Origin of the sequence: Dellaglioa kimchii (genome assembly GCF_046115505.1) — a bacterium.
GTDB lineage: Bacteria > Bacillota > Bacilli > Lactobacillales > Lactobacillaceae > Dellaglioa > Dellaglioa kimchii.
The window spans coordinates 35503-53837 of record NZ_CP170737.1 but is presented as its reverse complement, the minus strand read 5'-3'; the positions used below and the strand labels follow the sequence as shown (position 1 = coordinate 53837).

The 18335-nt window shown below is 37.1% G+C and carries 20 protein-coding genes and 7 pseudogenes; 15 read left to right on the top strand and 12 right to left on the bottom strand.

Annotation, left to right across the window (positions count from 1 at the left end; all coding sequences use genetic code 11):
- Window positions 1-175 precede the first annotated feature (175 nt).
- A pseudogene (locus ACE83Q_RS07835) lies at window positions 176-1240 on the top strand (IS3 family transposase).
- 32 nt (window positions 1241-1272) lie between these two features.
- On the opposite strand, the pseudogene ACE83Q_RS07830 reads toward ACE83Q_RS07835, so the two are convergent.
- The 7 genes and pseudogenes from ACE83Q_RS07830 to mobQ all read right to left on the bottom strand — a co-directional run.
- Window positions 1273-1905: pseudogene (locus ACE83Q_RS07830) on the bottom strand (conjugal transfer protein); the annotation flags it as partial.
- An 11-nt stretch (window positions 1906-1916) separates the two neighbouring features.
- A complete protein-coding gene (gene trsD, locus ACE83Q_RS07825) occupies window positions 1917-2576 on the bottom strand; it encodes a TrsD/TraD family conjugative transfer protein (RefSeq protein WP_409022856.1) in 660 nt (219 codons plus the stop codon).
- Window positions 2545-2907 (bottom strand): hypothetical protein, encoded by a 363-nt coding sequence (locus tag ACE83Q_RS07820; RefSeq protein WP_014216295.1) that lies wholly within the window; start codon window positions 2905-2907, stop codon window positions 2545-2547. The genes trsD and ACE83Q_RS07820 overlap by 32 nt, the downstream gene beginning before the upstream one ends.
- A 20-nt stretch (window positions 2908-2927) precedes the next feature.
- Window positions 2928-3263, bottom strand: a complete 336-nt coding sequence (locus ACE83Q_RS07815; RefSeq protein WP_061827386.1) for a CagC family type IV secretion system protein — start codon at window positions 3261-3263, stop codon at window positions 2928-2930.
- A 1-nt stretch (window position 3264) separates the two neighbouring features.
- Window positions 3265-3879, bottom strand: a complete 615-nt coding sequence (locus ACE83Q_RS07810; protein ID WP_039098895.1) for a hypothetical protein — start codon at window positions 3877-3879, stop codon at window positions 3265-3267.
- A gap of 41 nt (window positions 3880-3920) precedes the next feature.
- Window positions 3921-4232 carry a hypothetical protein gene (locus tag ACE83Q_RS07805; RefSeq protein ID WP_409022855.1) on the bottom strand — a complete coding sequence of 104 codons (312 nt, stop codon included), beginning with the start codon at window positions 4230-4232 and terminating at the stop codon, window positions 3921-3923.
- Window positions 4233-4316: 84 nt separating this feature from the next.
- Window positions 4317-6380 carry a MobQ family relaxase gene (gene mobQ / locus ACE83Q_RS07800; protein WP_409022854.1) on the bottom strand — a complete coding sequence of 688 codons (2064 nt, stop codon included), beginning with the start codon at window positions 6378-6380 and terminating at the stop codon, window positions 4317-4319.
- A gap of 252 nt (window positions 6381-6632) precedes the next feature.
- Between mobQ and ACE83Q_RS07795 the strand changes: the two genes are divergently transcribed.
- Together ACE83Q_RS07795 and ACE83Q_RS07790 are read left to right on the top strand one after the other, a co-directional pair.
- The gene (locus ACE83Q_RS07795) at window positions 6633-6860 is read left to right on the top strand and encodes a hypothetical protein (protein WP_161938638.1); all 228 of its coding nucleotides are present in this window, start codon (window positions 6633-6635) and stop codon (window positions 6858-6860) included.
- Between the two features lie 22 nt (window positions 6861-6882).
- Complete coding sequence (locus ACE83Q_RS07790; protein WP_409022853.1) at window positions 6883-7161, top strand: hypothetical protein; 279 nt, start codon at window positions 6883-6885, stop codon at window positions 7159-7161.
- On the opposite strand, the gene ACE83Q_RS07785 is transcribed toward ACE83Q_RS07790, so the two are convergent.
- The 4 genes and pseudogenes from ACE83Q_RS07785 to ACE83Q_RS07770 form a co-directional block, all read right to left on the bottom strand.
- Window positions 7151-7657, bottom strand: coding sequence for a hypothetical protein (locus ACE83Q_RS07785; RefSeq protein WP_203561799.1), 507 nt, complete (start codon window positions 7655-7657; stop codon window positions 7151-7153). The genes ACE83Q_RS07790 and ACE83Q_RS07785 overlap by 11 nt on opposite strands.
- Complete coding sequence (locus tag ACE83Q_RS07780) at window positions 7647-7928, bottom strand: type II toxin-antitoxin system RelB/DinJ family antitoxin (protein WP_056993145.1); 282 nt, start codon at window positions 7926-7928, stop codon at window positions 7647-7649. The genes ACE83Q_RS07785 and ACE83Q_RS07780 overlap by 11 nt, the downstream gene beginning before the upstream one ends.
- 258 nt (window positions 7929-8186) lie before the next feature.
- A pseudogene (locus ACE83Q_RS07775) lies at window positions 8187-8528 on the bottom strand (plasmid replication initiation protein); the annotation flags it as partial.
- Between the two features lie 271 nt (window positions 8529-8799).
- Window positions 8800-9003 (bottom strand): hypothetical protein, encoded by a 204-nt coding sequence (locus ACE83Q_RS07770; protein WP_041095645.1) that lies wholly within the window; start codon window positions 9001-9003, stop codon window positions 8800-8802.
- A 930-nt stretch (window positions 9004-9933) separates the two neighbouring features.
- On the opposite strand from ACE83Q_RS07770, the gene ACE83Q_RS07765 reads away from it, so the two are divergent.
- Both ACE83Q_RS07765 and ACE83Q_RS07760 read left to right on the top strand, forming a co-directional pair.
- Complete coding sequence (locus ACE83Q_RS07765) at window positions 9934-10743, top strand: ParA family protein (protein ID WP_284065013.1); 810 nt, start codon at window positions 9934-9936, stop codon at window positions 10741-10743.
- Entirely contained in the window at window positions 10736-11080 is a 345-nt protein-coding gene (locus ACE83Q_RS07760) for a DUF5388 domain-containing protein (protein WP_041095641.1), read from the top strand. The genes ACE83Q_RS07765 and ACE83Q_RS07760 overlap by 8 nt, the downstream gene beginning before the upstream one ends.
- 46 nt (window positions 11081-11126) lie before the next feature.
- Here the strand turns inward: ACE83Q_RS07760 and ACE83Q_RS07755 are convergent.
- Window positions 11127-11973, bottom strand: a pseudogene (locus tag ACE83Q_RS07755) (IS30 family transposase).
- A gap of 314 nt (window positions 11974-12287) precedes the next feature.
- Here ACE83Q_RS07755 and ACE83Q_RS07750 point away from each other — a divergent pair.
- The 10 genes and pseudogenes from ACE83Q_RS07750 to ACE83Q_RS07705 all read left to right on the top strand — a co-directional run.
- Window positions 12288-12554, top strand: a pseudogene (locus ACE83Q_RS07750) (type I restriction endonuclease subunit R); the annotation flags it as partial.
- A gap of 49 nt (window positions 12555-12603) precedes the next feature.
- Window positions 12604-14316, top strand: coding sequence for an AIPR family protein (locus tag ACE83Q_RS07745; protein WP_409022852.1), 1713 nt, complete (start codon window positions 12604-12606; stop codon window positions 14314-14316).
- A 316-nt stretch (window positions 14317-14632) separates the two neighbouring features.
- Window positions 14633-15277, top strand: coding sequence for a metalloregulator ArsR/SmtB family transcription factor (locus ACE83Q_RS07740; RefSeq protein ID WP_123808997.1), 645 nt, complete (start codon window positions 14633-14635; stop codon window positions 15275-15277).
- 125 nt (window positions 15278-15402) lie between these two features.
- Window positions 15403-15684, top strand: coding sequence for a thioredoxin family protein (locus ACE83Q_RS07735; RefSeq protein WP_008855846.1), 282 nt, complete (start codon window positions 15403-15405; stop codon window positions 15682-15684).
- A 13-nt stretch (window positions 15685-15697) separates the two neighbouring features.
- Entirely contained in the window at window positions 15698-16012 is a 315-nt protein-coding gene (gene trxA / locus ACE83Q_RS07730) for a thioredoxin (protein WP_015474701.1), read from the top strand.
- Window positions 16013-16032: 20 nt separating this feature from the next.
- Window positions 16033-16355: pseudogene (locus ACE83Q_RS07725) on the top strand (thioredoxin family protein).
- A pseudogene (locus ACE83Q_RS07720) lies at window positions 16355-16483 on the top strand (aspartate racemase); the annotation flags it as partial. The pseudogenes ACE83Q_RS07725 and ACE83Q_RS07720, both read left to right, overlap by 1 nt.
- Window positions 16484-16573: 90 nt before the next feature.
- Window positions 16574-17518, top strand: coding sequence for a thioredoxin-disulfide reductase (trxB, locus tag ACE83Q_RS07715; RefSeq protein WP_006844822.1), 945 nt, complete (start codon window positions 16574-16576; stop codon window positions 17516-17518).
- An 18-nt stretch (window positions 17519-17536) separates the two neighbouring features.
- On the top strand, window positions 17537-18184 hold the full coding sequence (locus tag ACE83Q_RS07710; protein WP_006844821.1) for a DsbA family protein: 648 nt from the start codon (window positions 17537-17539) through the stop codon (window positions 18182-18184).
- Window positions 18185-18196: 12 nt separating this feature from the next.
- A complete protein-coding gene (locus tag ACE83Q_RS07705) occupies window positions 18197-18328 on the top strand; it encodes a hypothetical protein (RefSeq protein WP_262342247.1) in 132 nt (43 codons plus the stop codon).
- Window positions 18329-18335: the final 7 nt, after the last annotated feature.

Genomic DNA, 18335 nt, shown 5'->3' with positions numbered 1-18335 from the left:
ATTTCCCTCAATTATAAACAAGTTGTGACGGTAAACGGGTAACTCTTGAGTACTAGCGAAACCTGACAAAGTCTCACACAGTGAGGCAAGGATGGTTTGCTCCTATCCTAGTATTTGGTACATAAATTTCTGAACAGTTGTGCCATAATTAATAAAACAAGATAGGAACATTCCAATGAAACGATATCAAGATGATTTTAAAGCCAGCATTGTGAAGATGCATCGTGAAGAGAAAAGATCTATTCGCTCGCTTTCAGAGGAATATGGTGTTTCTCCAGCCGCAATTCATAACTGGGTTAAAGGCGCTAAATCAGTTGAGCTAGAAGACGGTACTGAAGTAACGTCCAAAGAATTCAAACAACTTCAAAAGGAAAATCAGCGATTAAAGGAGGAACTTGAAATTTTAAAAGCTGCGGCGGTGTTACTGGGAAAGCATCAGGATGAATTAATTGCCTTGTCTTCATAGAAGATCAGTTATTGCGACACCGCTTATCAATTATCGGCACTGAAATTACCGCGCAGCACCTATTACCATTGGAAAAGATATCAACCTAGTCAACACGAACGTGTTGATAATCAGCTCAAAGAAAAAATTAAATTGATTTGGGAAAATAATTATCGTGCCTATGGTTATCCACGAATAACGATGGTGCTTCGCAAGTCAGGCATCTGTGTTGGGTCAAAACGAATTTTACGATTAATGAGGGAAATGAAGATTCACTCTTTAATGAATCGGCGATTTAAAAAACCTGGCACTCATGTGGATCATTCACAACGCCCCAATTTAATCAAGCACCAGCCCAATGCAAGGATATGGCGTGCTGACATTACTTATTTGGAATTACGTCCAGGAACCTGGGTTTATCTCAGTTCTATTTACGAACCAAAGGTTCATCAAGTTCTTGCTTTCAAGATTGGTCATCGGATGGAGGCGACGTTAGTTGTAGAAACGATTAATCAGGCGCTTGAATGTCATCAAAAGCCACAATATTTTCACTCTGACATGGGTTCACAGTACACCAGCAACGAAGTTGAAACTTTACTTGAACGGCATCAGATTAGCCACTCATACTCAAAACAAGGTTATCCTTATGATAATGGGCCAATTGAAGCTTTTCACTCATTGTTGAAGAGAGAGTTTGCCTTTCAAACAACTTTTTCCAATTTTGAGGACTTGGTAATCCGAACCTCAAATTACATCAGTTGGTTTAATTCCGACAGAATTAGAACGAGTGTTTAGAAAAAGATGTGCCATTTATTGACATAGGAGCAGTTCTCGTTAATTGGCATGGTTGACCAGAAAGCTTGAAAGGTTGCTTTAACGGGCACTAGGGGCTTCATTTGTAGCTTAATCAACGTATTCTTAACGTTTTCGGTTAAGTCATCTAAGTCTGCTAAACTGTTGGCCCGCAGATAAATGAGCATATGTTGATAGACAAATGTGGTAGAATTATCGAGGTATTTATCTAGTTGCATGTTGGCTGAATCAATATAATTTTGCAGAATCTTCTTTTTATACGGGTCGAACGTATTTAACTTCTGCGCTTCCTTATTTTGAATCGTCTTCTTGTAATAGGTAATCATTGAATTATTACTGGCGCTGTCGATATATTGCACAATATCGATAACGCCTTTTTTACGCTTTAATTCTGATAACCAGTTGCCATACACCCGCTTGGGATAGTCAGCAATCGCTAACACCCGAATAAAATTCTCCCCCGACTGGACGTAGGTGGGGTACTGTTCCCAGCTAAACGGGAATAGTGAATGCAAGCTATCGCGATCAATCATCTTGGTAAAGTCTTCAACCTCCGGTTTTTGTTTATTAACCGCTGGTTCACTATTTTGCTGACTTTCGTTTTTGGTTGGCATGAACAAATCAATGACCTTATCGCCAAAACTCATACTGTTGCCTCCTATCCATTGAAATTGATTAAGTTCTTTAAAATCTCTTGGACTTCTTGACTAGTCAACACTTTGGCCGTCACATCAAAGTCCGTTAACGCATTTTCAATATCCCGATTAACCTGTTCGATTTTTTCGTCTAAATGACTGACCGCTAGATTTAAACTCTTAACACTTTTGTCTTTAATCGGTACCTTAACGATTAGCAGGTGTTGCTTAGTCGTCATGTTTTTGGATTCTTGGACTTTAGTAAAGTGATCCAAGTAACTGGCCATTAATTGGATTTTGAACTGTTGCTCGGGGTGATCTTTTTGTAAAGTGAGATACCGCCGTTTGAGACCATTGAGATAAGCCGTCATATTGACGGGAATCGTCGGCTCTAAGAACTGTAAGGTGTCATCAACACCTTCACCTAAGGTGCTCATCAGAAACGCACCATAGTCCTCAAAGACGTCTTGCTGTTCGGTTTCATTAAGTAGATCCAGGTTGATCCCACTAACTTCCAAAATGCCAACGAGATTACCCGTTTTGGTAACTTCGTAATTACCATACATACCCACCACCAAGCTCATGTCATCAATGGTTTCTTTGCCACCATTGATTTTGGGCGGTTGGTAATCCCAATCTAGCCTGGCTGATTTATTGGCGGTTTTGTTCTTCTTCAAACGCATTTAGTTCACCTCGCTTCTTCGGTTTTAAATAAAACAGTTTCTGACCATTGGCATAGCGGCGTTTCAGCTTAAAGTTATCCCGCACTTTAATATTCTTCCGCGCCGCAACTGGCCGAATTGTTAAAATAGCCATGACAATCGTCATGGCTAAGACAACAATCACTATTTTTATCAGGACTAAGATTAGACCATAGGGTGGGATCGCAATAAAAATTAAGCCCACTAGTCCTGCCAGCGCCGCATAGCCAAAATCCTTCAAGGTGTAGTCTTTCCAGATCCCGTAATCTTTATCCACGTTTTCTGGGAAGATAAATTCTTTTCCCTTCTTCATTTGGCAGGCTCCTTTTTAAATTAAGTGAATAGGCTGTAAACCCAAGGTAATAGCCAGATAATCGCTGCCGCTAGGGCCACTAAACCAGCCACCCGACCAACCGCGTGATAAACCTCTGATTTCTCTCGTGGATCGTCTGCGTCAGGCATTCTTTTGATAATAATAAATAGCGCGACACAAATCCCAACTAAAACGACCAAGCCAGTTAAAATACCTTGAATCGTCTTACCAGCTTGAGTTAACTTGCTTTTAACTTCGCCGCCGTCCGCCGCCAAAACAACCTGGGCGTTCATCAGCCCTAAATAAATCGCAGTAGCTCCAGTGGTTGCTAGCGCTTTCATTTTTCTGAACTTCATGTTATTCCTCCTTTCCCTCGTCTTCTGATGACCGTAATTGAACTTGTTCTGCCTGGGTTTGCTCGGGTTCCCGCTGGTAGAACTTATCCAATTGTTCCTCGGCAATTTGCTGGCTTGGTAATGGGTCGGTGGCTAATTTAACGCGACCATTTTCGCTCGTGGCTAAGTAATACTCTTTTTCTGACTGACCTAGTTCTTGAGTCTCTAAGACATGCAAATTATGTTCGTAACGGCCTAAGGCGTTATCAACTTTCAACCCATAGAAACCTAAGAAGCCTTCTAAGAAACTCTCACCAAAAAAGGTCATTTCGTTTTTGATCTGCTTATATTGATGGGTCGGTTTGTCGCTCACCAATTTTTCAGTCTTTTTAGCATTTTGACTGTCTTGATGGCGATTAAACCAGCCGCTAAGTTTTAATGGTTCAATCTTTAACTGGCGTTTAACGGTCTTCTTAATCATTGCTTGCCGAACTTCATCGATTGGCTGACCGTCTTGATCTAATATCGCTTGTAACTGTTTTAGCTCGGTTAACTTTTGATCGTCATCAACCACAATGGCCTTTTGGTCATCATGGAGTAACTTGCCATTAATGCCTTGCCAGCTTTCTACTTTCATTGGATCACCTCCTTATATTGCCCTTTTCTAGGCTAGAAATATTAAGCAACTAGCTTTCCCCTAGCCCACCCGGTAAAATGGATTGTTAGGAGGGTGACACCTAGAAGGCGTAATTCTAGGTGCTGATCCCCGTTAGCAACTCTACTGCTGACGAGGACGCCCTCTTTTTTTGTTTGTTTCCTCATCCATTCAATGCCTTCCAATGAAATTAATTTAACTGTGCCGGTTTCCATTAAGTATTCTTCGGGCATTCTATTTGGGTGCCGTCTTAACCATAAGCTTACATATGATCGATCATGCCCTAGCTTGATACCGGCCTGAGATAAACTAATCCATTCGTGTTGTCTTGCCACATGCAGGTAACTCCTTTCTTAAATAATTAACTAAATTATAGCACCATTTGAACACACTTGTGTACATTTGCTTTTACATTTACATTACAAGTGCATGCCCCCATCTTCATGCCGGTTTCGAGTTTGGTGTTGCCGTTGCTTTTTCGTCATTTCCCACTCAGTCTCCTTTAAACCTTGCGCCTGTTTTTGCCGTTGGTAATCTTCATCACGGGCATATAGGGCGGTCATGATTGCGTTACTAAAGGCCGTCTTTAAGTAATAGTCTGGACTAACTGGCTTGTAATTCAGTGGTTGATAATGTCCGATATTTGCTTTTCTATACTGGTCGTCCTTGGCTTGTTGCCCTTTTAACTGTTTTTGGATTTTCTCGATCTGACTGTTTTTAATCGTTGGATCGACTTTACATTCACCCAAAAAGAGTTGTTTAGTGCCGTCATGCTTTAAAACCCGTTGTAAGTGATGATTCTCTAACTGATCTAAGCTAAGCTGTCCCGATAAATAAGCTAGTCCTTGTTGATGTTCTTGGGGACTGAACACCTGTGGTGGATTTGCTTGCCACTGTTCAATTGTTTCAGCCTGACATGGCTTTAAAACAGGATCATAGTACATCACGGCTGTATAGGCTTGTTCCTGTTTAATCATTGGTAATTCATTAAAATTGCCGTTAGGAAAGGCTCTTCTTAAAACTTCCTGGTATTGGGTTTGAATAACTTGCTTAACAGCCATGATTGTTCGCAAATCTTTGACTGCGCGAGTAATCTTTTGCTGTTCTGCTGGTGAATATTTTTCTAGTAGTCCTTTATCGACGTGTTCTAGGCTTTCTAAGCTATCAGAGTGGATCATTAGCGTATATTTCAGATCAATTTTGGCCTCTTTTCCTTGTTGCATTAATAACTTAAAACCAACGTATGGCCGCTTAGTAAAGGTCAATAATTGTTGGGTCAACAAATCATCACGAATGTTCATTAAACGTTCGTTTAATTCACTACCCTTGAAAACTGTTTGTTCGCTATCGGTTTCCTTAATTAATTCTCGTCTTTCAGCTTGCGTGGTCTGTTCAAAATTAAGCTCTGGATAAAGTTTTTTCGTAGTGCGATCAACTACTTTATTTAAGAGTTCATCTGCTTTTTTGAGTGAGCTTTCTTGTTGGTTAATTGTCAATAATTGTTTAGTCACATCTTCACCAACCGCATGTTTAATTAAGGTGCTGTTTTTCCAATTAAATAGCATGCGCCGCTTATCATCTAAGTTCTCCAAACTGATATAAGTTTTCAGTTCATGGCTTAACTCTTTAACTACCCGTTTTTCATTAAACGAGAAGTGTTTACTTAGGCTATCTAAATGACCTCTATTGATTACTTTTTCTTGGTTGTTTTTATAGCCAGCTTTGGACTTACGATAGTTCTTAACTTGTTGGTTAAATTCTTTTCTTTCATGCCGCTTACTATTAATTCCCTCATGTTGAGTTGGTGTATCATCTATTCCCTCCTCGATAAATGATTTTTCGCTGATCCGATCGGGAATATTTTTTTGCTCTAAAACTTGATTGACACTTGCCGCCCAATTGTGCCGCCATTCAGTAATTTTTTCTTTTTTATCCCAATCAACTAGCCACACCTTTCTTGATCTTGGAAAACGACTATTTCCTGTATAAGTCTTGTTCCCATTTTCATCTAATATATTTTCCCTTTTACTTTTCAATCCCCATGTTCCGTCTGGATTAAATGGACGATTAGTTAGCATAACATGAGCGTGCGGATTATCTGGGTGATCTCTATGAATTGCTACGTCGGCAACCATACCCTCATCAACAAAATTTTCTTGTACATATTTTGTCAATAATTCTTTCTGTTCATCTTCACTTAATTCAACTGGTAAAGCCACGTTAAACTCTTTTGCATAGCGTGAATTTGCTCGCCGATCTTTTCTTTCGACTTCATTCCATAATTTCTCTCTATCACTCGCCCATTCTGGCGCATTCTTTGGTGTCAAAATAAAGCTTTCTAGCATGACTGACCGAGCATAAAAATAGCTTCGACCTTCTTTTTGATCGAATAACTTTTCACCACTTCTATAACTTGCTCCAGCAATTGCACTTCTTCCTTTTCCAGCACTAATATTACTAAAGCTCATGTGAAAAATTGCCATGTCGGTCACCACCTTTCTTTAGGTTTATGGGTTTGATTTTGTTGTCGCCAACGGCGACTTCTAATACAAGTGTTTAGCACAATAACACAACCAACTTTAGTTGTTGTGTGTAAGTGCGCATTGACCTCGTTTCACTCGGTCTTCTGATTCTCTTAACTTTAACTTAGTGTATGCCTTCCGCTTCGCTATTTCAACTTTTATACTTTGACTTAACGTTTCCCTTATGATATAGTGTCGGTGATTATTTCTAATATGATTGGAGGGATCGTTATGTCTCAAAGTAACTTAGAAAAACAAGAAGCTAAATTAAAAGCCCTTAATCAAAAAATTAAGGACGAAAAAAATAAGATTGAACAACGGCTAGGTAAACAAATCATCAGTCAAGCCAATTTAGATTATGCTAATTTGTCTAACGATCAGATTAATCTTTTAGCCAAGCAATTTTCTGAATTTTTAAAGGTAAAGTCCGTAGATCATTAGCCATACGAGATGGGGAAATTCCATGTCTAATCAATATGAAAAACTAGTCGAGCAGCAAGCGCGTTTAAAACAAAAAATTGAGCGGGAAGATTTTAAATTACGGCAATCTAAATATTATGAAAGTCGGCAAGACCGCAAAGCTCGTTCTCGCCGATTAATTCAAAAAGGAGCTTTGCTCGAAAAATACTTTCAAGCTGATAACCTATCGGTCGAAGAAACCGAAGAACTTTTAAAAACATTTGCTGACTATGTTAACGCCCATAAACCGGATAAATTAAAAAACGATCAACCTAATAACTAGGCCGATCGTTTTTATTTTCAGGATTGTTTTTTGGCTTAATTTCTGGATTGTGTTTAGCAAAGTCTTTTAACTGTTTTTGAATTCTTTGTGTAAGCTCTGCTTTACTTTCTTTGTGCTTCCTTTTACTTGATCGCTGTTGAATTATCTTTTGACCCTTACCTCTTCTTTTTGATTTTAGGTCAAGCGTAAAATCTGAAATTTTATTTTGATCTAGCTTACTTAAATGACCGATTTCTTTAAAGTTTAAACCGGCTTTGGGAAAGCGATAAATATTACCAAGATCGACCCAGGAAGGTTTCTTCAACCCAGCGGATTGCCAATCTTGAATCGGATAATATTGTTGCTTGATATAAGCCGACTTCTTTTCATACTGACTAGTAATTTTAAAAGCCTCGACCGTCTGTTCTAATACCCGACGAATTAAAACTGGCCGAGACTTGCCACCGTTAGTTTCTACAAAACTAACGTATAGGCTGACTAAGTCATTAGTCCTCATCTGGATCGTTGAGCCAATCAGAGACCTCTTTAGCGTCTTTGAACTCGGTGACTGGTGTCCCTTCGGTCGCCTTTAAAAAGCGTAAATTAGCTCTTTCTTCTTCGCTTAAAGACGCATTAAAAGGTAAAGCACCATTAGCAACAATCCGCTTGTAAAACATGTTAATGGCCGTGGTTGGATTTAAGCCCAATTCGCTTAAAATTGCTTCGGTATCATCGGCCAAATCTTTATCAATCTTGACTTGGACCCGTTTCTTTTCCTTAACTGCCATGATTGTCTCATCTCCTTTCTTTTACTACTACCAGTATACTACCTTTTGAGTACCTTATCAATAGATAAAGCCCTGGCCTCAAATCACTTGAGCTTGGCGTTGATCTAAAGGCTGAACTTTTGAACTGGTTAGCCTGGTTAGCTCTGACACTTATTTAAAAGCCCCTATTCTTATGTTTAAGCCATTTAAATCTAGCTTAAGTAAAATAGGCTAGTAAGTCTTAAAACCGCTTAGAAAGGATTTTGCAGCCTTTTAGGACTAGTAGTACAACCCACTGTTGTCGTTGTCGGCCGGCGTTTCTTCTTCGGGGTGTTTGGCCGCGTATTCTCTAGCCGCTTGTTTATTCCACCAAACACCAAATAGATTTTGCATGGTGCCGTACAGGTAGTTTTCCACGTTCTTGATGTGCTTCTCATTGCTTCTTAGGGCGTTAAAGTAACGTCTCAAGGCTTTAGTCATTAAAAATTTAAGTTCTTCGTCGTCCAGTGGGATTATGACGCCAATATCTTTATGATCCTTCTCAACTCAGTACTTAGCATTTAAGATAATACCAACGAAGCGACGCATCTGTTGCGGGGTACGGCACCAAAAACCAAGCAATATTCATCATGTTACAGCACCCGAGTAAAAGCTACGAAGATAAAAACATTCATCCTCAAAATATGTAACCTAGAAAAAAGGCCTCCAGTGTTAAACCGGGAGCCTTTTTTAGTATACCAATTTCTACTTCACATAATTGACATTATATCAAGTAAGATCATTACCCCTTTCGGTTATGGGCTTTTTATTTACCAACTTTGTGAACCTAAATTGGTATAGTTTAGGTAACACTCCGAAACATTGATTTAACGGGATTCTTATTTCTTAAAAGTTAGTGAAATATATCCATTAATTCTTCGGGTACTCTAGGACAACTTGACACATGATGTGTAAATTCTGACCATAATAATATTAATATGTATTGATCTTTGGCTTCTTCCAGCAACCCTAAATCAACTTCCCATGGAAACTCAGCACCGAAGTATTCTTGGCAAAACATCTTTAAATAATTGTAAGTTAATCCTCTAATTTCCATAACTAAGCACGCCCTTTTTATGGACTTAGTGGTTCACCCATGCTTGATTGAGAGGTTTGTTGAGCGGTGAATGGCAAAGTTGGACCCTAGTCACGAGCAAATTTTAAATAAAAAAATAAGCGTCGCACTAGAGTACAACTCAACTACTTACTTGACCGATCGGCCGTCTCACGTATTTAGTTAACCTCGTAGCTGTTGTCTTTCGACAAACTAACCACCCTATTAATTACTGCCCTAATAGCGTTGTGATTAGTTACCGTGCTCGTAAGCACCAGTAAACCGCCCTGACCCTTATTGGTGGTCACCACCATTCATCACCCACAACACGAGGCCGTTGCTTATGTGATATAGCCAGTTGTTATTGCGGTCGCACTGGCAAACGTGTCTATTTAGTTTGGACTTTATCCATGCAGGTTGGCTTCTACATTGTCAAAATTCGCCACACATGCTACAATACAGTTAATTTGATTAAACTGTTTAGTTACGCCCGACTGCAATCGGGGGTGGCTTTTTTTATATTCAATTTTGATTGCATCTCACAATTTGTGAGGTGCTTTTTTGTTTAATGTAATTATAATTGTTTTATTGCTATAATGTCAACATTTTTTTAAATAGCACTACGTAGTGCTATAGTCCTGTAGTGCTAGAACTAGATAGTGCAATAGTTTCGTAGTGCAATAGTGCAACGGCTACAGCACTATTGCACTACTGCACTATCTAGTTCTGTAGTGCGTTGATATATCAGCTTTTCCAACCAATTTACTATCTAATTGCTAGAACTACAGAACTATTGCACTATTGAACTACTTAGTTCCGTAGTACTAGAACTAGATAGTGCTAGCACTATTGCACTACAGAACTATTGCACTAGACTTATTGACAGTAGGAACTACATAGTGCTACTATTAAAAAAACGGAGGTGCATAACATATGACCCAAATAATAACCTTTGGCAATTTCAAAGGTGGAGTAGGTAAAACTAGTAATTCGACTATGGTAGCCCTTGAATTAAGCAATCGCGGCTATCAAACGTTATTAGTAGACCTTGACCCTCAAGGAAATGCCACAAACTTATACCTAAAAACTAAGCTAAATATCAGCAATGAAGTAGGGCATTTTAAAAAAACATTGATGGCCAGCATAGAAGACGGTGACTTATCAAATTCATTAATTAATATTAAAGAGCATCTAGATTTGCTGGCGTCTGCACCTGATTTTGCATTATATCCGCGATATATGGAAAAACACCATGAATATTTAGATAGGGTTACAGCCTTTAACACATTGCTTAATCCTTTAAAGGAAAAATATGATTATATTATCATTGATATTCCACCTACAATAAGTCTCATTACTGATAGTGCACTGTATGCATCTGATTATTGCTTAATTATTATGCAAACTCATGAACATAGTTTTGAGGGTGCAGAAGCGTTTATTAAATATATTCAAGATGAAATAGTTAATGAATACAAAGCACCTAGGCTGGAGTTGGTGGGCATATTAGCCGTATTACTCCAAGCAGGCGCACCTGTTGATGAAGCTACAGTTTCTAATGCTATTTCAGAATTTGGTGAAGATAACATATTTAAAAATAAAATTCATTCAATGCAAAGACTCAAACGGTATGGAATTACTGGAATTACATTCGGTTCCAAATTCGACAAGAGGGTTTTTGATGTATACAAAAACGTAACTGATGAATTGCTATCAAGAATTGAGGTGATTGAGCATGGCTAATTCATTAATTCGATCCAATAGAAATAATACAGAAAGTAGTATTCCCAAGCCTGAAAAGCAAGCTAAAGCATCAGATTTCGTGAATCCCGCAAAAGATAACCCAACTAATAAAGAAATTAGTTCCGTAACGTTCAACACCAATCTTAAAATTAGCAACCATACTAGAAATAAACTTCAAGCAATGTCAATGATTGGATATGCAGAAAATCAACGTTTGTCTGTCGAAACGGCCATACATTCTTTCTACGAGCAGTTATCTATTAACGAACAAAAAGAATTTGATTTGCAAGTTTCCACTTTGGAATCACGCGATGTAAAAATGAAAAGCAAAAAATAATCACTCTTTATTATAAGGCAGATTGCAAGAAATAACTTGAACAAATTTAGTAACGCAGATTACGCAAAAAGATCTCAATCGGTGTTCGCCAATTTAAACATTTGAGTGGTCGGGAATTCAAATACCAGTTAATTTGAATCAATTCATCATCGGTAATCTCATCAATCGGTTGACCTTTGGGAATGAAGCGGCGTAGTACTCGGTTGCGATTTTCATTACTGCCTCGTTCATGTGGCGAATAAGCGTGCGCAAAGTACAGCGGAACACCGGCCTGTTCTTCAATCAAATTGTAGTTGGCGAATTCTTTCCCATCGTCAACAGTAAGGGTCTTGAGATTATCTCCTAACTGGTTAGCCAATTCTAAAATAGCCTTGGTCATTGAAGTACTATCTCGTCCATTAAGCCGTTTAACGATGGTAAGCCGACTCTTACGCTCGACAAACGTAGCTACTGCTTGACCTTTACGTTTTCCAGATAAAACTGTATCAGCTTCGAAGTGACCTGAAGTATTACGATCAGAAATTTCAGCTGGACGATCTTCGATGGAACGTCCATGACTAAAACTACCACGGGGTTCTTTAGATGGTTTTGTAGGCAATTCTAACTACATGAGCCACTTGTTCAATTGACCATTTTTGGATCTTGATTTTTTCTTCAATCAATCGCTTTAGGTTAGTCGTTAAGATGGTTTTACGACCACGATGACTAAGTTTAACTTCATGGTCAGTTTGAGCCCTAACTGCGTTATACTCACCAGCTAAGTGATGAACCTCATTAAAGATAGTGGTTTTACTAAAGCCTAAATAATCGGCAATATATTGAAGTGAGTGTTTTTCATGATGAAGTGTTTCGATGACAACGCGGTCTTCAAATGATAAAATAGTGGTGCCCATAAAGGTCCTTCTTTCTAGTGGAATGTTGTGGTGACACCATTAAAGACCTTTATGGGTTTTTCTGTCCACTAATATGTTCAACTTAAATTTTACAATCTACCTATGTAAAAATTCCTTCCTTTTGAGAGATGATTTATTCATTATACCCTCTCTTAAAAGTTGTCTCAGGAATCAGCTTACATCCATGAAAAAGAAGTGACGTCAGACAAACAACCGGAACCTGAAAATAGCACCCCGGAGTCACAACCTAAACCTAAAAAGTGGTGGCGTTTTGGTAAATAGTTACAACTAAAAAAGAAAAGAAGATTAGTTAAATGGCAGAAGATAAATTTGAACAAGCTGTAATTGAGAAGTTAACGAGTGAGGGGTGGGATTACCTCAGTGATTATTCTGGTGTCACAGCTGATCGGTTGTATGACCACTGGCGAGATATTCTGAATGCCAACAATCGTAAACGACTAGAAGATATCCCGTTATCTGATAATGAGTTTGAACAAGTGAAGTTGGAACTAACGAAGAATAAAACGCCGTATGATGCGCAACTCATCTTTGCGGGTGCGGGTGGTGTTGGGACCTTACCGTAATAAGTTATATAATTGAATAAGGGTATTTATAGATAGGGAGATTAAAATGGAAACGAAATATGACACTTATTATACGCAACTAAACAAAGAACTAGATGAAATCATCAATGAAGAATCATTTCAAGGCACTGGAGCTAGTTCAAAAGCTTTTGGTTTTTGGTATTTAAAAAATGAATTGAAATTAGTAAACAATGATATTAATGAAATTTTAATAGACGGTTCAAATGATCAAGGAATAGATGCTTACTATCTTGATGAAGAAAAACACATACTAAATATATATCAATTTAAATTACCAGAAAAAGGAAACTTTAAAAAAGAAATCGATCAATCAGCAATTACAAAAGTCTATTTAACAATCAACAATCTTATAAATAACCCTAGTAGTAGGGTCAATAACATGAATAATGAAGGCTTTAAAAATTTAACGGATTTAGTAAAAAATTCAAAAATATATGGTATAAATATAGTATTTGTTTCATTCAATTTAGGAATTAAGGCCGTTGATAGCCTAAATATTATTGCTAACCAAGAAGCCTATCTTAATCCAGACATAGAATTTACACACGAAATTGTAAATAGAGATAAAATTATCAATTTATACGATAGGCTCCATAGAAATAATTCTTTAAATTTAACTTTCGAATATAAAAATTTACAACCTTCTAACAGCGTTAGTGAAACTAACGGAGACACTGCTATTGAATCTTGGGTAGGTGTTATCAATGCTGTACAGCTTGTTAAAGCTATTGGAGATAATTTATCTAGTATATTTGATGAAAATATCCGATTATATGAAAACAAATCCCGAATAAATGAAGGAATTAAAAGCACCGCAAGAGATGCACGAACAGCTAATATGTTTTACTTTTATAATAATGGTATTACATTAATTTGTGATGATGCTAAGAACAGTCCAGGCAGTAACAATATTGCATTGTCAGGAGTATCTATAGTTAATGGAGCACAAACTGTTAATAGTTTGGCAAATTTATATGATACAGACTCACTTCAAAAAGAAGTTGCTGTATTAATACGTATTATAAAAATTAAAAATTATGAACAAAGAGCCAAAATTACAGAATATTTAAACTCGCAAACCCCAATAAAAGAAAGTTATTTCATCGCCAATAATAGTATTATTAGAGCGTTGCAAGAAGAAATGTTCCAATTTGAGTATTATTTAGAACGTCAAATTAACGAGTATTCTTATAAAGACAAATACCAAGATATGTCAGCGTTTAAAGGATATCAAATCCTACCAGTAGCTGATGCTGTTCAGCATTACGTTGGAGCTTATGTTAATCATAAAGCAGCTCAGGCTAAAAGTGGAAAAAGTGTGTTATTTAATCAGAACAGTATTGAGGATAATATCAAAGATATTTCGGCAAAAAAGGTGATTGATTCTGATAAAGTGTATAGAAAAATCGCATCAGTAATTACTAAGTATCGAAGAAATCGAAGAAACATTAATAATCATGAGTTTTCTGATTATTTAGACATACCTAAGGAAACATATAATTCTGATCTATATTCATTTTTAAATACTGGCGATATTCTCATGCTAAATACAGTTACCAACATTCAAAATGTTAATAACAAATTAAATACAGATGACGCTATTAAACAAGCCATTGCATTAATTAAAGATACTATAGCTCAATCTGATGATTTAAATTCTCAAGCTCCAGCTACTTTAACTAAATCCAATAAACTATTTGAGAAAATACAAGAATCGGTTAATTCTAATAAAAATTAACTATTAAAATAATGAAGTATGTGTCAAACAAGATAGTAAAGTCATTGTGGTATCAGTATTTTTTATAACTCCAGACGTTTAAAAATCAAAATTAAATCTGAATAAATGGCTCTGAAGTCACGATAATCTAGTTTTGATTATAGGAGCTTCTATCAAAAGCATTGGGAGATAGACTCATTTAGGGGCAATATTACAGGATGACTCCTAAATCTAAAGAGACAAGGCCCATTAATTTATTAACTAATAATATTGAATTTCAATTTCATAGGAAAACTGGTAAACTATTCAACAAAATAGTTGAAAAGGTGAAAAGAAAATGTTTGAACAAGCAGTTAACTACAAAAATGGACTATATAAAGAACTATCTAAAATTGGTAAGGGGCTAAGCAGTGATCGACGATTAGAAATTCTTGATCTTTTAACTCAAGCACCCAAATCAGTTGAAACTATTGCCAACGGGGTCGGAATAAGTGTAGCTAACGCCTCACGCCATCTACAAATATTGAAGGACAGTCATCTGGTTAAAACAAAACGAAAAGGCAATCATATTATTTATAGCCTTAGTTCTCCCAAAATTAGTGATCTTGTGCACCTATTAACCGATATTGGCAACAGTGAACTTTCAGATATGAAAACAATTCAGGATAAATCAGACGCTCAAGATAACGTTAAAACCATTTCCTTAAAGCAAGCTCAAGAAGAATACGAAAATAGCTTTGTCCTTGATGTACGACCTTCTGATGAATATGCAGCAGGCCACATACAATCGGCAATTAATGTCCCATTGGAAACATTAAAAGAATCAATGCCCAAATTACCTAAAGATCAAAAGATTATTGTTTATTGCCGCGGAAGACTATGTGCTAATTCCAACATTGCCACACAGATCTTAAATAGAAATGGTTTTGACGCAGTTAGTTTAAATTCAAGTCACTATGATTGGAATAAAATAACAGAATAAACAGTTTAAGCACGATTTAGTCATTTATTGATTAAATCGTGCTTTTATATTGACTTACAAAAAGTATATGATATTATTGAACTATTCAAGTAAACAATTGAATAATTGAAAGGCAGTGACATAACTTGTCTACTATTGATAAAACGCTAACCTTAATTAATTTTGAGAATAATTGGTGCGCCCAGTGTTATACGCAGCGACCAATAATAAATAAGATTAGCCATGACTTTAATTCATATTTAAACGTTCGGGTAGTGAATTCAGATGCTCACCCAGAACTAGCAAAAAAATACAATGTTTATTCCGCACCCAGTACTATTTTGCTGCGTGATGGAAAAATCGTTGAAAAAATTACCCGTTTTATTGATCAATCACAATTAACAACTTTAATTAAATATTACCTATAAAGGAGCGACTCTTATGGTTAAGAACTTAACTGACAAAGACTTTGTGAAAGAAACTAGTACCGGTGTTACATTAACTGATTTTTGGGCTACTTGGTGTCCTCCATGTCGAATGCAAGGACCGATTATTGAACAACTTGATAAAGAAATTGGCGATAAAGTCAAAATCACTAAAATGGACGTAGATGCAAATCAAAAAACACCAATGGCATTTGGAATTATGTCTATTCCAACCTTAATTATCAAAAAAGATGGCCAAGTAGTTGATAAGCTGGTTGGCCTCCACAGTAAGGACCAACTTAAAACCGTTCTTGCTCAATATACTAATTAGGTTAAGAGGGGAGAAGCTAAATGGAACAACTATCAGTAATGAATAAAAAGAATTTGATAAAAAACTGAAGAATGGAAAATATATTTTAATTTTTATAGCTTCTTGGTGCCCTGATTGTAGCTTTATCAAGCCTCATCTACCAGAAATTGAACAAGAATTCAAAGATTACACTTTCATCAGTGTCGATCGTGATGAGAATACCGAATTGGCTCAAGAACTAAATATCTTTGGTATTCCAAGCTTCGTTATTTTTAGAGATGGGCAAGAAATCGGAAGGCTTGTCAATAAAGATCGGAAGACTAAAGAAGAAGTCGAAAACTTCATTACCAACACTATTAACTAATGAAGAGTTTTTTAACTATTCTTGGCGGTATGGGGACGTTAGCAACTGAAAGTTATGTCCGACTCCTTAATAAGAAAACTGAAACCCATAAAGACCAAGACCATTTAGATTATATAGTGGTTAACCATTATTGATGCACAAGAAGTCATTGTTAATCGTTCATTGGATAAGGGATTAGCGTTACGTGACGACTAATAAGTAGATTGGATTGAAATTTAATGAGGAAATATGATGTAGTAGTGATTGGGGCCGGTCCTGGTGGAATGACCGCTGCCTTATATGCAGCACGAGCTAATTTAAATGTAGCAATGCTTGATCGCGGTATTTATGGTGGACAAATGAACAACACCGATGACATTGAAAACTACCCTGGTTTTACAACAATTAAGGGTCCTGAACTTGGTGAGAAAATGTATCAAGGAACCGTTAAGGCCGGAGTAAATTTTGTATATGGTGATGTCCAAAACGTTACCGTTGATGATCAACAAATGAAGCATATTCAAACCGATAGTGACGAGTTAGTAGCAAGCGCAGTAATTATTGCAACAGGATCTAATAATCGAAAATTAGGTGTACCAGGTGAAGAAAAGTTCTCCGGAAAAGGGGTTTCTTACTGTGCAGTATGTGATGGTTCTTTCTTTAAAGGAAAGAATGTTACTGTAGTTGGCGGTGGTGATTCAGCAATTTCTGAAGGATTGTACTTAGCTAATGTCACTGATGGAGTTAATGTCATTCATCGTCGCGATCAGTTACGGGCACAAAAGGTATTACAAAATCGTGCTTTTGATAACGATAAGATAGATTTCACTTGGAATACTAGTGTGACAGAGATTTTAGGTGATGAAAATCATGTTACTGGAGTAAAAATTCATAACAATCAGGTCGGTGATGATACAACTCTAGACACTGATGGAGTTTTCGTTTATGTCGGTAACTTTCCAAATAGCCAAATTTTCAATAATTTAAATATTACCGATCAAGCTGGTTGGATTATAACTAACGATCAAATGGAAACAACAATTCCTGGAATCTATGCAATTGGTGATGTCCGGCAAAAGCAACTGCGGCAAATTACCACTGCGGTTGGCGATGGTGGTATTGCTGGGCAAAACGCCTTTGAATATTTCGAAGCCATAAAGCATCGGCAAACGGTTAAAGATTAAAGAGAGGAAAATTACTTTATGGAAATCAAATATTGGTCAGACATTGCTTGCCCCTTTTGTTATATCGGTTCTAACCGAATGAAACGAGCAATGAAGGAAATTGGTATTTATGACACAACTGAATTAGAGTTCAAATCATTCGAGCTTAACCCTGCAACACCAAAGGAAACCGATGAAGGATACATTAATCACTTCACTCAGGGAAATAAGGCAATGGAGCCACAGGCCAAAAAGCAAATGGCTTACATCGAACAAATGGCGCATAACGATGGTCTACCAATGGATCTTGACAGTGTAGTACCTACAAATACTATGGATGCGCACCGGATTATTAAATTCGCAGAAGCTAAAAATGATCCTGATTTGACTGAACGAGTAATTAGACGCTTCTACCAAGTTTACTTTAGTGATGGTCAATCGATTTCTGACCATGATGTGCTATTAAATGCGGCAATGGAAGCTGGGCTTGCTAAAGACGAAGTAGAAAAAGTGCTTAATTCTAACCAATATCATCAAGCTGTGGTCAATGACGAGGCAGAGGCTCAACAATCCGGTATTCATGCTGCACCTTTTTTTGTAATCAATAATAAGTATGCAATTAGTGGTGCCCAACCATATGAAGTTTTTGTTAAAGCCTTAAAGCGAGTTCAAGAAGAAGAAAATTAGGAGGAATTTACGATGACCGAAGATAAGCCACAATTTAATACAATATTTGGCGATAATAATGATGCTGCTGTATGTGGGCCAGACGGTTGTAATATCTCTGAACATCAAAAGCAAACTGAGGATAAGAAGAAGAAAACAAAATAAATGGAGG

Bases quoted from the DNA above. Each gene is read 5' to 3' on its own strand.
- ACE83Q_RS07820 (WP_014216295.1), bottom strand. From the start codon at position 2,907: ATGAAGAAGGGAAAAGAATTTATCTTCCCAGAAAACGTGGATAAAGAT.
- trsD (WP_409022856.1), bottom strand. From the start codon at position 2,576: ATGCGTTTGAAGAAGAACAAAACCGCCAATAAATCAGCCAGGCTAGAT.
- ACE83Q_RS07710 (WP_006844821.1), top strand. From the start codon at position 17,537: ATGGAAATCAAATATTGGTCAGACATTGCTTGCCCCTTTTGTTATATC.
- ACE83Q_RS07815 (WP_061827386.1), bottom strand. From the start codon at position 3,263: ATGAAGTTCAGAAAAATGAAAGCGCTAGCAACCACTGGAGCTACTGCG.
- ACE83Q_RS07810 (WP_039098895.1), bottom strand. From the start codon at position 3,879: ATGAAAGTAGAAAGCTGGCAAGGCATTAATGGCAAGTTACTCCATGAT.
- ACE83Q_RS07765 (WP_284065013.1), top strand. From the start codon at position 9,934: ATGACCCAAATAATAACCTTTGGCAATTTCAAAGGTGGAGTAGGTAAA.
- ACE83Q_RS07760 (WP_041095641.1), top strand. From the start codon at position 10,736: ATGGCTAATTCATTAATTCGATCCAATAGAAATAATACAGAAAGTAGT.
- ACE83Q_RS07770 (WP_041095645.1), bottom strand. From the start codon at position 9,003: ATGGAAATTAGAGGATTAACTTACAATTATTTAAAGATGTTTTGCCAA.
- ACE83Q_RS07795 (WP_161938638.1), top strand. From the start codon at position 6,633: ATGATTGGAGGGATCGTTATGTCTCAAAGTAACTTAGAAAAACAAGAA.
- ACE83Q_RS07790 (WP_409022853.1), top strand. From the start codon at position 6,883: ATGTCTAATCAATATGAAAAACTAGTCGAGCAGCAAGCGCGTTTAAAA.
- ACE83Q_RS07745 (WP_409022852.1), top strand. From the start codon at position 12,604: ATGGAAACGAAATATGACACTTATTATACGCAACTAAACAAAGAACTA.
- ACE83Q_RS07785 (WP_203561799.1), bottom strand. From the start codon at position 7,657: ATGAGGACTAATGACTTAGTCAGCCTATACGTTAGTTTTGTAGAAACT.
- ACE83Q_RS07780 (WP_056993145.1), bottom strand. From the start codon at position 7,928: ATGGCAGTTAAGGAAAAGAAACGGGTCCAAGTCAAGATTGATAAAGAT.
- trxA (WP_015474701.1), top strand. From the start codon at position 15,698: ATGGTTAAGAACTTAACTGACAAAGACTTTGTGAAAGAAACTAGTACC.
- mobQ (WP_409022854.1), bottom strand. From the start codon at position 6,380: ATGGCAATTTTTCACATGAGCTTTAGTAATATTAGTGCTGGAAAAGGA.
- ACE83Q_RS07740 (WP_123808997.1), top strand. From the start codon at position 14,633: ATGTTTGAACAAGCAGTTAACTACAAAAATGGACTATATAAAGAACTA.
- trxB (WP_006844822.1), top strand. From the start codon at position 16,574: ATGAGGAAATATGATGTAGTAGTGATTGGGGCCGGTCCTGGTGGAATG.
- ACE83Q_RS07705 (WP_262342247.1), top strand. From the start codon at position 18,197: ATGACCGAAGATAAGCCACAATTTAATACAATATTTGGCGATAATAAT.